This window comes from Streptomyces sp. MMBL 11-1, from assembly GCF_028622875.1.
Taxonomy (GTDB): Bacteria; Actinomycetota; Actinomycetes; order Streptomycetales; family Streptomycetaceae; genus Streptomyces.
The window spans coordinates 4237262-4249727 of record NZ_CP117709.1 but is presented as its reverse complement, the minus strand read 5'-3'; the positions used below and the strand labels follow the sequence as shown (position 1 = coordinate 4249727).

Sequence of the window (12466 nt, the reverse complement as noted above, 5' to 3'; positions counted from 1 at the left end):
ACCGTCATGACCAGGATCGCTGTCGGATGGCACATCGACCTCGAATTCGAGGAGGACACCCACCGCACCCGCGCGGCGGCGCTCGTCCGACTCTCCGACGGAACAGAGGTACGCGCCCACGGCTACGCCAGCCGCCATCCCTCGGACGCCGACCAGCAGCGGGTCGGCGAGGAGATCGCGGGGGCCAGGGCGCTCAACGAACTGGCGATGAAACTGCTGACCAAGGCGCACGACGAGATCGACGAGGCGTCGGGCAGGTCGTCGTACCCGCTGACGTAGGGCCCGGGTTCCTCCCCGCCCCGCTCCTCGATCGCCGGTGGGGCCGGGCGCGCCCGGGGCGGTTCCTCCGGAGGCGGAACCGCGCCCTCGCCCCGGCGCGTCCCCCCGGGCATGGAGATCCAGAACTCACGGCGGGAAGCCGTCGTCGGAACCGCCGGCTGTCTGACCGCCGTGCTCGGCACCCTCGCCGGCATCGCGGTCTGGCTCCCGTACGGCAGGAGAGGCCTCTTCGGCAGCTTCGAGAGCGAGACCAACCCGGACGTCTTCTGGCTGGGCCTGCCCGTCATGGCCGTGGGCGGGGCCGCCGCCGCCCTGGCCGCCTTCGCCCTCGTGCGGGGCCGGTGGCGCCCGGCGCTCGGGCTGGTGGCGGCCGTCGCGGGGATCGCCGCCTTCGGGTACGTCTTCGACGTTCTGGCCGGCACGCAGGCGGTGCGGGACTGCGGCTCGCCCTGCTGAGACCGGGGTCGAGGAACCCCGGGCGCACTACACCTCCGCCCGCAGCTCCTTCAGTCCCCGGATCACATACCCCGGCTGCCACGCGGGCTCGGCCGTCATCCGCAGGGCCGGCGCCTTGCTGAGCAGTTCCCCGAAGGAGGCGGCCAGCTCCAGCCGGGCCAGTGGGGCGCCCAGACAGAAGTGGATGCCCGCGCCGAAGGTGATGTGCGGGTTGTCCTCCCGGGTCAGGTCCAGCGTGTCCGGGCGCGCGAACCGCTCCGGGTCCCGGTTGGCCGAGCCGAACAGCAGCGCCACCTCCGCGCCCCGCCGGATCACCTGACCGTCGATCTCGATGTCGTCCAGCACCCAGCGCTCGAACATCTGCAACGGGGTGTCGTAGCGCAGGAGTTCTTCGATCGCGCGCGGCAGCAGCGCGGGGTCGGCGCGCAGGGCGGCCAGCTGTTCCGGGTGGTGGAAGAGCGTGCGCCAGCCGTTGACCGTGGTGTTCACCGTCGCCTCGTGGCCCGCGTTCAGCAGCAGCACACAGGTCGAGATCATCTCCTGCTCGGTCAGCCGCTCGCCCTCGTCGTGGGCGGCGATGAGGGCCGAGATCAGGTCCTCGCCGGGGTCGGCGCGCCGCTCGGCGATGAGCCCGCGCAGATACGCGGAGAAGTCGACGGAGGCCCGGACTGCGGCCTCGGCCGTCTCCTCCGACGGGTTGAGCTCGAACATCCCGCAGATCGCCGCCGACCAGGGCCGCAGCAGGCCCCGGTCCGCCTCCGGGACCCCCAGCATCTCCGCGATCACGGCGACCGGCAGCGGCTCCGCGACCTCCGCGAGAAGGTCCCCGCCGCCCTTCGCCACGAAGGCGTCGACCAGCCCGGCCGCCAGCCGCCGTACGGTCGGGGCGAGGTTCTCGACCGTACGCGGGGTGAACGCCTTGGAGATCAGCCGCCGGATCCGGGGATGGTCCGGGGCCTCCAGGTCGAGGATTCCCTGCCCGTTGAGCGTGGTGAACGGCTCGTGCGCGGCGGGCGGCGGGGTCCGGCCGAACTCCTCGTGGCTGAAGCGGTGCAGATACGTCCGGCCGAGACGCCGGTCGCGCAGCAGGGCCGATACGTCGGAGTGGTGCGGGATCAGCCACTGCCCCGTCGGCTCGAACCAGTGCGCCCGGCCGGCGGCGCGCAGCGCGGTGTAGGCGGGGTAGGGATCGGCGACGAACGCGGGCGACCAGGGATCGAAGGCTGCTGCCGGTTTGGTGTGCATGAGTCTGTTGTAGCGCCCGGGCGCACAGCTAGGAACAGGAGTTCTGAAGCCGAATGGGTGACCTCGACGAGGGTTGCTCGTTGGGTTGGGTGACGGGTTGTCCGGCGTTGGGGCGGAGGTGTGATGGTGGGTGTGCGCGCGTTGGCGGCGCCGTTTGTGGTATCGAGTCCTTCGGGGGTGGCGGTGCGGGACCGCCTGAAGCTCCTCACTGCCGAGGATGAGCGGGTGCTGCGGGCGGTCGGTGAGCACCAAGGCGCGCTCGCTTCGCGTGACCTGAAGATTCGCTGCGCGGACGGCCTGGAACATGGTGCTGGTACCTGGGCGTCGCGTAAGCGGGAGCTGACGAAGGTGACGTCGTCGCGGATCGCCGGGGTGATCACCCAGACCAGTAACGATCAGTGGGCGCTCGCCCGTCGCTGTCAGGCCGCGCACATCCGGTCGATGGAGGACGGGATCCGGACGCTGAAGTACCGGTTGTCACTCCCGATCGGGGCGAAGGGCACCAAGCGTGCGGCGGGCGGATACCGCTCCAAGGGCGAGTGGTTCCGCAAGTCCCGCCGGCTCGCGGACCTGGAGACACAGCATGCTGCCACTGTGGCGGACTGGCGTACGGGTCGGGTGCGGGTCGTGCGCGGCGGCAAACGCCTCCTCAACACCCGCCACCACCTCGCGGACGCCGGGCTCACCGAGGAACGATGGCGGGAGCGGTGGGAGGCGGAACGCTGGTCCCTGACTGCGAACGGTGAGTCGGGAAAGCGATTCGGGAACGAGACCATCCGCGTCACCCCCGACGGCCAAGTCAGCATCATACTGCCCGCCGCCTTGGCCCACCTGGCCAACACCAAGCACCGGCGCTACACCCTCGCACCGACAGTGGCTTTCGCACACCGGGGTGTGGAATGGGCCGACCGCATCCAGGCGAACCGGGCTGTCGCCTACCGGGTCCACCTAGACACCGCCCGGGGCCGCTGGTATCTGACCGCGTCCTGGCAACGCCCTCTCGTGCAGAACATCCCGTGGGAGACTGCCCGGGCCGGGAGTGTGATCGGTGTCGACACCAACGCCGACCACTTCGCCGCCTACCACCTCGACCAGCACGGCAACCCCGTCGGCGAACCACACCACTTCGCCTACGACCTCTCCGGCACCAGCCACCACCGTGATGCGCAGATACGCCACGCCCTGACCCCGCTCCTGCACTGGGCCAAACAGACCGGCGTCACCGGGATCGGTATCGAGGACCTCGACTTCAGCGCGGAGAAGACCCGGGAGAAGCACGGCCGCCGCAAAAGGTTCCGGCAGTTGGTCTCCGGCATCCCCACCAGCAGACTCAAGGCACGGCTGGTATCGATGGCCGCGGAACAGGGTATGGCGATCATCGCTGTCGATCCCGCCTACACCTCCAAGTGGGGCGGCCAGCACTGGCAGAAACCGCTGACCACACCCCGACGAAAGATGTCCCGTCACGATGCCGCCGGTATCGCCATCGGGAGACGCGCCCTCGGACACCCGATCCGGCGTCGGACGGCACCGCCCCCACACGACCGGAGTGATCATGTGGGGCATCGGACCGCCCAGGCCGCACCAGGTGCACAAGAGCGCGAGGGAACCCGCCCACCCGCAACGGACCACGCCCACAGAGACGTGCCGCCGAACGGGACGCGAAAGCGGCAACCCAGCGCACCCAAAACCGTTCGGGATGCGCCCAGAGCACATCAGTGGACCCAAGACCCACTGATGTGCTCTGGTCAGGAACGGTCGAAGGACACGTGCATGTCACCCACCTGAACGCCCGCCTCGCACGTCCTGCTACCCCGGCGTGACCAGCCGCGCCTCGTACGCGAACACCGCCGCCTGGGTCCGGTCGCGCAGCCCCAGCTTCACCAGGATGCGGCTGACGTGCGTCTTGATCGTGGACTCGGCGACGATCAGGTGCGAGGCGATCTCCGCGTTGGAGAGCCCCTGCGCGATCAGGACGAGCACCTCCGTCTCGCGTTCGGTGAGATCGCCGATCCGGGCCAGGGCGGGCGGACGCGGCGTCTCCGCGAGCTTGGAGAACTCGGTGATCAGCCGCCGGGTCACCGTCGGGGCGAGCAGCGCCTCGCCCGAGGCCACCACCCGTACCCCGTCGGCGAGCTGCCGGGCGGAGGCGTCCTTGAGGAGGAAGCCCGAGGCCCCGGCCCGCAGCGCCTGGTAGACGTACTCGTCGAGGTCGAAGGTCGTCAGCACCAGCACCTTCGCGTCGGCGTCCCGCGCGACGATCTCGCGGGTCGCCTCGATGCCGTTCATCTCCGGCATGCGGATGTCCATCAGCACCACGTCCGGGCGCAGCGCGGTGACCTGGGCGAGGGCCTGACGTCCGTCGACCGCCTCGCCGACGACGGTGATCCCCGGCATCGCGTTGAGCAGGACCGAGAAGCCCTCGCGGACCATCATCTGGTCGTCGACGATCAGGACGCGGATGTCGGTGCCGCTCATGCGCCGCCGCCCCGTTCGACGACGACCGTGTCCGCGTCGCCCGTCGTCTCCGCCGTGCCGCCGGCCGTCTCCCGCGGCTCCGGCCCGTCCGACAGCGGTACGGGGAGGAACACGGCGATCTCGTATCCGCCGTCCTCCGTGGCCCCGGCCGTCATCTCGCCGTTCAGCATCGCGACCCGCTCCCGCATCCCGGTGATCCCGTGCCCGGCCCCCGGCGAGGGCTTGACCAGACCGCGCGGGGGCCCGTTGACCACACGCAGCCCGAGCCCGCCCAGGACATAGCCGAGCTCGACCCGGGCGGAGGCGCCCGGCGCGTGCCGCAGGCTGTTGCTCAGGGCCTCCTGGACGATCCGGTACGCCGACAGCTCGACGCCCTGCGGCAGGTCGCGGACGGCCCCGGTGATCACCTTCTCCGTCTCCAGGCCCGTCTCGCGGACGTTGTCCAGGAGCCCGTCGAGCGCGGCGAGGGTGGGCTGCGGGGCGTCGGGGGCCTCGTAGTCCTCCGCCCGTACGACGCCGAGGACACGGCGCAGCTCGGTGAGGGCGGCCACCGCGTTCTCCCGGATGGTGACGAAGGCCTGCTCCAGCTCCGGCGGCGGGTTCTCGACCCGGTAGGGGGCGGCCTCGGCCTGGATCGCGACGACCGACATGTGGTGGGCCACCACGTCGTGCAGCTCCCGGGCGATGGTGGTGCGCTCCTCCAGCAGGGTGCGCCGGTCGCGCTCGACGGCGGTGACGGTGCGCTGCACGGTGACCTCGCGCTCGGCGTCGCGCCGGATCTGGACCACGGCGACGACGAGCAGCGCGAAGGCGGAGAGGGTCGCCAGGGGCGCGGTGACCGACGGGTCCCCGGCCTCCACCAGCACCCCGAACAGCAGGGTCAGGAGCCACATCCACGCGGCCGTACGGGGCCGGGTCCGGGCGGCCACGACCACCATGACCACCACCTGGGCCATGAAGGAGCTCGGATTCCACAGATCGCCGCCCAGAACCCCGCAGAAGACGGTCGCCAGCATCGATCCCCAGAACGCGGCGACCGGGCGGATCAGGGTCATCGCGACCGGGATCGCGGGCACCACGCCCATCAGGAAGCGGTAGTCCCACTCCGCGAACCCGGCCATCATCACCAGGAAGGCGGCGAACAGCACCAGGGCGTGCGGGATCCAGACCACGAGCCTGCGCATGCCCTCCGGCAGCCGCCGGATCAGCCGTCCGTCGGGGTTCAGCGGCGGCAGGGGCCGGTAGGCGAACACCTGGCGCAGGAGGTCCTCCCGCAGGCCGTCTATCGCCCCTGCGGCTGCCCGGAACTCCGGGCTGCTGGTCTTTGTCTGGGTCTCGGTCACGCTTCCACGGTAGGCGGCGGCGCACGGCGGGTCGTCACCATCGCTACGGATTCCGGGGCGTCCGTCTCAAGGACTACCCGCCTCCGCCGTACCGCGCCAGGGACCGGAGAACCCCCTGCTCAGCGGCCCTTTCAGGCCTGCGCGCGGAAATGGTCCGCGTGCTCCCCGGCCCACTGGGCGAAGGTTCGCGCCAGCCGCCCGGTGACCTTCTCCACCGTGTCGGTCACGGTCCGGCCCTCCGGCGGGGTGTCCCGGTAGACGTCGATCAGGAAGGCGATCACGTCCTCCGGCATGCCCTGGCCCCGCCAGGTCTCCAGCGCCTGCTCCTCGGTCAGCTCGACCAGCTCGACGTCCGCGCCGCGCGCCGCGGCGACGGCCGCCACCTTGTCGCCGACGGTCAGCGCCTGCGGTCCGGTGATCAGGTACTCCTGGCCGCCGTGACCGTCTTCGGTGAGTGCGGCGGCCGCCACCGCGCCGATGTCCGCCTCGTGGACCATCGCGCTCAGCCGGTCGACGAAGGGCTCGCGCACCACGCCCTCGCTCCTGATGCCGGGCGCCCACTCCAGGGCGTTCGCCATGAACTCCACCGGCATCACGACGGTCCAGGCGAGTCCGCTCGCGCGCACCGCCGCCTCCATCGGGCTCTCCCCGCCGCCGTGGAGCACGGTCACGCGGCGCACACCGGCCTTCCGGGCCAGGTCGAGGATCTCCTCCCCGGTCTCCAGCGGGGCGAAGAACTCACCGCCGAAGGTGATGAGGTGCAGCCCGCTCGCCCCGTCCAGCGCGGGGCGCAGCGACGCCGGGTCCGTGAGGTCGCCGCGCATGACGTCGACCCCGTCCGGGAAATCCGCCCGCGCCGGGTCGCGGGTCAGGGCCCGGACGTGCTCGCCGCGCTCCAGCAGCTGCTCGACCACGCGGCGGCCGACCGTTCCCGTGGCTCCGGTCACCAGGATCGTCATGAGGTCTCCTTCGTCGGTTCCGGCTCCGTGTGAGCGGCAACAGGACCAACGTAGAGACCCTTGCGGACACGTTCCGTCCGCAACTCGGCCATCCGGCCATCCGGCCACCCGGCCCCCGGCCCCCGGCCATCCGACAACCGGCACCCGCAACGTCACCGGCGCCGGCACCGGCTCACCAGGCGAGCTGGGTGATCTCCTCGGCCACGACGGCGCAGGCGTCGGCGGCCGGATCGATCAGCGGGAAGTGGCCGACGCCGCCGAGCAGTGTCATCCCCACCATCTCGCCGGACCGGGCCGCCGCGTCGACGTACGCCTCGGAGACGGCACGCGGGACAACGACGTCCTCGACGCCGTGCACGATCGCGGTGGCGATGCCGGTCGGCAGCAGCAGCACGGGGTCGGCCTGCGCCGCCCGGGCCTCGGCATCGGCTTCCTCGCCCAGGAGTTGAGCGACCGCACCGCCGCACACCCCCAGCTCGGCCGCCGCCGTGAAGTCCGCGATGGGGGCCAGGGCGACGACCCCGCGCAGCGGCGGCGGGGCGGGCAGCCGCCACGGCGAGCCCTCGGGCAGGACGTGCCGCGCCGCCGCCCACAGGGCGAGGTGCCCGCCCGCCGAGTGCCCCGTGACCACGATCCGCCGCACATCGGCCCCCGGCAGCTCGCGGGCGGCCAGCACGGGCATCGCGTCCATCGCCGCCGCCACGTCGTCGAAGGTCTCCGGCCAGCGCCCCGCCACGGGGTCGCCGCCACCCGGCCGGGCGCTCTCCCCGCCGCGCTGCCGCGGGATGTCGTCCCCGCCGCGCCGGTACTCCACGCTCGCCACGGCGAAGCCCCGGCGGGCCAGGAAGTCCGCGAGCGGGGAGACATGGGCCCGGTCGTACGGGGCCCGCCAGGCGCCGCCGTGCAGGAGGACGACGAGCGGGGCGCCGGTGCGGCCGTCGCGCGGGGCGTAGAAGTCGACGACCTGGTCGGGGTGGTCCCCGTAGGCGGCGGACCGGTCGGGCGCGACCTCCGGATGCGCGAACGCCGACTCCGTCTCGGCGACGTCCCGATCACGCGCGGCAGAATCCGACATGCTGCTCAACCGTCCTATGCCTGTGTCCAGTGCCTGTGTTCTCGCCCAACTGGGCTGACCTGCGGGGACGGTACCAGCACTCGGCACCGTCCCCGCCCGGCCGGACGGACGGTGACGACCCGTCAGCCGACGGTGTCCCCGTCGGACACCTCGGCGAGCACCTCGGCGAGGATCCGCGCCGCCCGTTCCGCGTCGGCGAATCCCACGTACAGCGGGGTGAAGCCGAACCGCAGCACGTCCGGCCGCCGCAGATCACCGACGACGCCCCGCTCGATCAGCCGGCGCATCACGGGCTCCGCCCCGTCGCAGCGCAGGGCGACCTGGCTGCCGCGTTCGGCGTGCGCGGCCGGGGTGACGGAGGTGACCCGGCCCGCCGGGACGTACGCCTCGACGCACTCCAGGAAGAAGTCCGTCAGGGCGAGGGACTTGGCCCGCACCACGTCGACGGAGACCCCGTCCCACACGTCCAGCGCCGCTTCCAGCGTCAGCATGGAGACGATGTCGGGCGTGCCGACCCGGCCCCGTGCGGAACCGTCCGCGGGGGCGTAGTCGGGGGTCATGCCGAACGGGTCGGCGTGCGAGTTCCAGCCCGGCAGCGGCGAGTCGAACGCGGCCTGGTGACGCGCGGCGACGTACAGGTACGCGGGCGAACCGGGGCCGCCGTTCAGGTACTTGTAGGTGCAGCCGACCGCCAGGTCCACCCCGTGCTCGTCCAGCCCGACGGGCAGCGCGCCGGCGCTGTGGCAGAGGTCCCACACCGCGACCGCTCCCGCCTCGTGGGCGGCGGCGGTCAGTCCGGGCAGGTCGTGCAGCCGCCCGGAGCGGTAGTCGACGTGGTTGAGCAGCACGGCGGCGGTGCGGGGTCCGAGCGCGGCCGGGACATCGGCGGGCGCGACCGGCACGATCCGGTGACCGGTGAGCCGGGCGGCGGAGGAGGCGATGTACCCGTCCGTGGGAAAGGTCGTGGCGTCAACCAGGATCTCGTCGCGTCCCTCGCCCGCGAGCCGGGCGGCGGCGACGACGGCCTTGAAGACGTTCACACTGGTCGAGTCCCCGACGACGGTCTGGCCCGGGGCGGCCCCGACGAGCGGGGCGATCCGGTCGCCGATCCGCTCGGGCGCGGTCCACCAGCCGCTCTCGTCCCAGGACCGGATGCGCAGCTCACCCCACTGGCGGGTGAGGACGTCCCTGACCCGGGCGGGTACGTGGACGGGCAGCGCGCCCAGCGAGTTGCCGTCGAGGTAGACGCCGTCGTCGAGCGCGAAGAGCTCCCGCCGCGAGGCGAGCGGATCGGCGGCGTCGAGGACGAGCGCTCGCTCCCGGAGGTCCGCTCGCTCCCGGGGGTCCGCATGCTCCCGGAGGTCGGCGCGCGGAACGGCGCGGGTGGTCTCAGACATGGCTGCGCGCCGTCCACAGCTCGGGGAACACGTTCTTCGTGGCGCGCTTCTCCAGCCAGGCCACCCCGGCGGAGCCGCCGGTGCCGGTCTTGGAGCCCATCGCGCGCCGGGTGGCGACGAGGTGGTCGTTGCGCCAGCGCCAGACGAGCTCGCCGACATCGGTGAGCAGCTCGCCGAGGCGCACCAGCTCGTCGTTCTGGTCGTCGGAGGCGTAGATCTCCGCCCAGACGGCCTCGACCTCGGGCGACGGCTCGTACCGCTGGGTCAGGTCCCGGCCGGTGACCGCCTCGGGAATCGCGTACCCGCGCCGGGCCAGCAGGGCGAGCGTCTCGTCGTACAGGCTGGGCTCCCCGAGCGCCTTCTCCAGCTCGGCGTACACACGGGGCGCGCCCCGGTGCGGTACCAGCATGGAGGCGGACTTGTCGCCGAGCAGGAACTCCATCCGCCGGTACATCGCCGACTGGAACCCGGAGCCCTCGCCGAGGGCCCCCCGGTAGGAGTTGAACTGGGCGGGGGTGAGTCCGGCCAGCGGCCGCCAGGACTCGTTGAGCGCCTCCAGCTCACGCAGCGAACGCTTCAGGGCGTCGCGCGCGACGGGTATGCGGTCCTCGCGCAGGGCACGGGTCGCGGTCACCCACTCGTGGACGATGACCGTGAACCACAGCTCCATGACCTGGGTGGTGACCAGGAAGACCATCTCGCCGGGATCGTCCGAGCGGAGGTGCTGGAGGTGGGTCAGGACATCCGCCTGGACATAGTCCTCGTACGGAGTCGTTCCCGCGAAGTCCAGGTGCGGGGTCTCCGCACCGGTGGCTTCGGGGTCGGGGTGATTCGTCGACATTTCTGTCTCCTCGACACGAGCTTCCGGGTAGCGGTCCGCCCCTTCCGTGAGGTGATGGAGCTCCGGTCCCCTGCTCGCATACTAAGCGGCTCCCCGCCCGGCCCGCCCGGGCGGGGAGACGCCCGGGAGTCAGCTCAGGATGTCGGCGGCGGTCGGCGAGGAGTCCCGCAGGAACGCCGAGCAGCGCTCGTGCTCCTCGGTCTCGCCGATCGACCCGGCGGCCCGCGCCAGGGCGTGCAGCGCGCGCAGGAAGCCGCGGTTCGGCTCGTGCTCGAACGGGACGGGGCCGTGGCCCTTCCACCCGGCCCGGCGCAGCGAGTCGAGGCCGCGATGGTAGCCGGTACGGGCGTACGCGTACGACTCGACGACCCGGCCGCCCTCGAACGCCTCGTCGGCGAGCTGCGCCCAGGCGAGCGAGGAGGTGGGGTACTTCGCGGCGACCTCGGCGGGCGGGGTGCCGGCGGCGAGCAGCTCGCGCGGCTCGGGGTCGTCGGGGAGGTGGGTCGGGGCGGGGCCGCCGAGCAGGTTCTCGTGGATGGACATGGCTCAAGTGTGCCTGCCGCGACGGCCCGGCGGCACCACGCCCCGGCACCTGCCCCTGACACATCGCGCCCCGGCCGGGCCCGGTCGCGCGAGGGCCCGGGCCGCCCGCCAGGAACGGGTCACCGCTCGGCGTGCGCAGGCCCGGGGGCCCGGGTCACCGCTCGGTGTCCGGAGCGCGCTCCGGCTCCAGCGGCGGGGCGGCGACCCCGCAGTGCACCGCGCACGCGGGCCGCTCACCGCCGCGGACGGCGGCGGCCGGAGTGCGCACCGTCCACCAGGCGAGGGCCGCACCGGCCACCAGCAGCCCGGCGCACATCGGCATCGCCCGCCGGAAGGCCGTGGCGAACTCGCCCGCGTCCCGGTACGCCTCGGGCCCCATCCCGGCGACCAGCGGGAGGGCGGCCACCGCGATGAGCCCCGCGGCCCGCGCGGCGGCGTTGTTGATGCCGCTGGCCAGCCCCTCCCGCCCGGCGTCCACGGCGGCCAGGACGGTCGCGGTGAGCGGCGCGACGACCACGACGAGCCCGGCGCCGAGCACCGATACGGCCGGCAGCACCTCACGGACGTACGAACCGACGGACGGGGTGCCCGGCCCCACCCGCAGCATCAGGAGCATCCCGGCGGCGGCCAGCAGCGGCCCCGCGGTGAGCGGGATGCGCGGCCCGATCCGTCGCCCCAGCTCCCCCGACCGGGCGGAGAACAGCAGCATCAGGACCGTGGTCGGCAGCAGCGCGGTACCGGCCCCCAGCGCCGAGTACCCGGCGACCACCTGGAGCTGGATCGCGGAGAGGAAGAAGAAGCCGCCGAGGGCCGCGTAGACGCAGAAGGTCACCAGGTTGACCGAGGTGAACAGGCGGGAGCGGAAGATCGACGGCGGCAGCATGGGATCCGCCCGCCGCCGCTCGACCAGGACGAACGCCACTCCGACGGCGAGGCCGCCGAGGGCCGTCCCGAGCACCGCCGGCGACGCGCCCCGCCCCGGGGCCTCGATCAGGGCGTACGTCACCCCGGCGAGCGCCAGCGCCCCGAGGGCCGCCCCCAGCACGTCGAACCGGCCGTGCGCCGCCGGATCCCGCGACTCCGGTACGTGCCGGAGCGCGACGGGCACGCAGAGGGCGGCGAGCGGCAGGTTGAGCAGGAACACCCACCGCCATCCGGGCCCGTCGACGAGCCACCCGCCCAGAAAGGGGCCCACGGCCGCCCCGACTCCGCCGAACCCGGACCACAGCCCGACGGCCCGGGCCCGGTCGTCCGGATGGAAACTGGCCTGGATGAGCGCGAGGGACCCCGGGGTGAGCAGCGCGCCCCCCACTCCTTGCAGGGCCCTGGCGGCGACGAGAACCGCCGCGTTCGGCGCGAGCCCGCAGAGCAGGGAGGCCGCCGCGAACCACACCACCCCCACGACGAACACCCGCCGCCGCCCGTACCGGTCCCCGAGCGCACCGCCGAGGAGGATCAGCCCGGCGAGCGTGAGCATGTACGCGTTGGCGGTCCACTGGAGCGCGGCCATGCCGGTGCCGAGGTCCTCGCCGATGCGGGGCAGGGCCACGTTGATGACCGTGGAGTCCAGCATCGCCATGCTGGAGCCGAGCACGGTGGTCAGGACGACCCACCGCCCGACGGGCGAGACGACCCGGATCTCTCCGGGCGCGGGGGCATCAGCCATGGAAGCAGCTTGCCCCGACTTGCCCTGCCCCGCTCATCAAGCCCGTGACCGAACCATTCACCACCTCTGGGCCCGCACTGGACGGACCGGGGGCACACATCCAGCCCCTCCGGCGATTGAGGAGCGGGGGCGCGGGGGCAGCGCCCCCGCAACGGGGGCCGGGGGGCACGCTCCCGCAACGGGG

General features: G+C 73.0%; 11 protein-coding genes and 1 pseudogene. 3 read left to right on the top strand and 9 right to left on the bottom strand.

Going from position 1 to position 12466, the window contains the following annotated elements:
• The first annotated feature begins 6 nt into the window (after nucleotides 1–6).
• Together PSQ21_RS18710 and PSQ21_RS18705 are read left to right on the top strand one after the other, a co-directional pair.
• On the top strand, nucleotides 7–279 hold the full coding sequence (locus tag PSQ21_RS18710) for a DUF1876 domain-containing protein (protein WP_073800077.1): 273 nt from the start codon (nucleotides 7–9) through the stop codon (nucleotides 277–279).
• A gap of 111 nt (nucleotides 280–390) precedes the next feature.
• On the top strand, nucleotides 391–735 hold the full coding sequence (locus PSQ21_RS18705) for a hypothetical protein (RefSeq protein ID WP_274031708.1): 345 nt from the start codon (nucleotides 391–393) through the stop codon (nucleotides 733–735).
• Between the two features lie 27 nt (nucleotides 736–762).
• On the opposite strand, the gene PSQ21_RS18700 is transcribed toward PSQ21_RS18705, so the two are convergent.
• Nucleotides 763–1980 carry a cytochrome P450 gene (locus PSQ21_RS18700; RefSeq protein ID WP_274031707.1) on the bottom strand — a complete coding sequence of 406 codons (1218 nt, stop codon included), beginning with the start codon at nucleotides 1978–1980 and terminating at the stop codon, nucleotides 763–765.
• 123 nt (nucleotides 1981–2103) lie between these two features.
• On the opposite strand from PSQ21_RS18700, the gene PSQ21_RS18695 reads away from it, so the two are divergent.
• Entirely contained in the window at nucleotides 2104–3768 is a 1665-nt protein-coding gene (locus PSQ21_RS18695) for a transposase (RefSeq protein WP_274031706.1), read from the top strand.
• A gap of 21 nt (nucleotides 3769–3789) precedes the next feature.
• Here PSQ21_RS18695 and PSQ21_RS18690 read toward each other — a convergent pair whose 3' ends face one another.
• The 8 genes and pseudogenes from PSQ21_RS18690 to PSQ21_RS18655 all read right to left on the bottom strand — a co-directional run bounded on the left by PSQ21_RS18690 (nucleotide 3790) and on the right by PSQ21_RS18655 (nucleotide 12282).
• The gene (locus PSQ21_RS18690; protein ID WP_274031705.1) at nucleotides 3790–4458 is read right to left on the bottom strand and encodes a response regulator; all 669 of its coding nucleotides are present in this window, start codon (nucleotides 4456–4458) and stop codon (nucleotides 3790–3792) included.
• On the bottom strand, nucleotides 4455–5801 hold the full coding sequence (locus PSQ21_RS18685; RefSeq protein ID WP_274031703.1) for a sensor histidine kinase: 1347 nt from the start codon (nucleotides 5799–5801) through the stop codon (nucleotides 4455–4457). Before PSQ21_RS18685 ends, PSQ21_RS18690 begins: the two co-directional genes overlap by 4 nt.
• Before the next feature lie 131 nt (nucleotides 5802–5932).
• Nucleotides 5933–6852, bottom strand: a pseudogene (locus PSQ21_RS18680) (SDR family oxidoreductase).
• An 80-nt stretch (nucleotides 6853–6932) separates the two neighbouring features.
• The gene (locus PSQ21_RS18675) at nucleotides 6933–7835 is read right to left on the bottom strand and encodes an alpha/beta hydrolase (RefSeq protein WP_274031700.1); all 903 of its coding nucleotides are present in this window, start codon (nucleotides 7833–7835) and stop codon (nucleotides 6933–6935) included.
• Nucleotides 7836–7957: 122 nt separating this feature from the next.
• Entirely contained in the window at nucleotides 7958–9232 is a 1275-nt protein-coding gene (kynU, locus tag PSQ21_RS18670; RefSeq protein WP_274031698.1) for a kynureninase, read from the bottom strand.
• Nucleotides 9225–10073, bottom strand: a complete 849-nt coding sequence (locus PSQ21_RS18665) for a tryptophan 2,3-dioxygenase family protein (protein WP_274031697.1) — start codon at nucleotides 10071–10073, stop codon at nucleotides 9225–9227. The genes kynU and PSQ21_RS18665 overlap by 8 nt, the downstream gene beginning before the upstream one ends.
• A gap of 129 nt (nucleotides 10074–10202) precedes the next feature.
• Nucleotides 10203–10616 carry a DUF3151 domain-containing protein gene (locus PSQ21_RS18660; RefSeq protein ID WP_274031696.1) on the bottom strand — a complete coding sequence of 138 codons (414 nt, stop codon included), beginning with the start codon at nucleotides 10614–10616 and terminating at the stop codon, nucleotides 10203–10205.
• Between the two features lie 154 nt (nucleotides 10617–10770).
• A complete protein-coding gene (locus PSQ21_RS18655; RefSeq protein WP_274031695.1) occupies nucleotides 10771–12282 on the bottom strand; it encodes a DHA2 family efflux MFS transporter permease subunit in 1512 nt (503 codons plus the stop codon).
• Between the last annotated feature and the right edge of the window lie 184 nt (nucleotides 12283–12466).

Bases quoted from the DNA above. Each gene is read 5' to 3' on its own strand.
- PSQ21_RS18675 (WP_274031700.1), bottom strand. From the start codon at position 7,835: ATGTCGGATTCTGCCGCGCGTGATCGGGACGTCGCCGAGACGGAGTCG.
- PSQ21_RS18690 (WP_274031705.1), bottom strand. From the start codon at position 4,458: ATGAGCGGCACCGACATCCGCGTCCTGATCGTCGACGACCAGATGATG.
- PSQ21_RS18710 (WP_073800077.1), top strand. From the start codon at position 7: ATGACCAGGATCGCTGTCGGATGGCACATCGACCTCGAATTCGAGGAG.
- kynU (WP_274031698.1), bottom strand. From the start codon at position 9,232: ATGTCTGAGACCACCCGCGCCGTTCCGCGCGCCGACCTCCGGGAGCAT.
- PSQ21_RS18705 (WP_274031708.1), top strand. From the start codon at position 391: ATGGAGATCCAGAACTCACGGCGGGAAGCCGTCGTCGGAACCGCCGGC.
- PSQ21_RS18695 (WP_274031706.1), top strand. From the start codon at position 2,104: ATGGTGGGTGTGCGCGCGTTGGCGGCGCCGTTTGTGGTATCGAGTCCT.
- PSQ21_RS18655 (WP_274031695.1), bottom strand. From the start codon at position 12,282: ATGGCTGATGCCCCCGCGCCCGGAGAGATCCGGGTCGTCTCGCCCGTC.
- PSQ21_RS18665 (WP_274031697.1), bottom strand. From the start codon at position 10,073: ATGTCGACGAATCACCCCGACCCCGAAGCCACCGGTGCGGAGACCCCG.
- PSQ21_RS18660 (WP_274031696.1), bottom strand. From the start codon at position 10,616: ATGTCCATCCACGAGAACCTGCTCGGCGGCCCCGCCCCGACCCACCTC.
- PSQ21_RS18700 (WP_274031707.1), bottom strand. From the start codon at position 1,980: ATGCACACCAAACCGGCAGCAGCCTTCGATCCCTGGTCGCCCGCGTTC.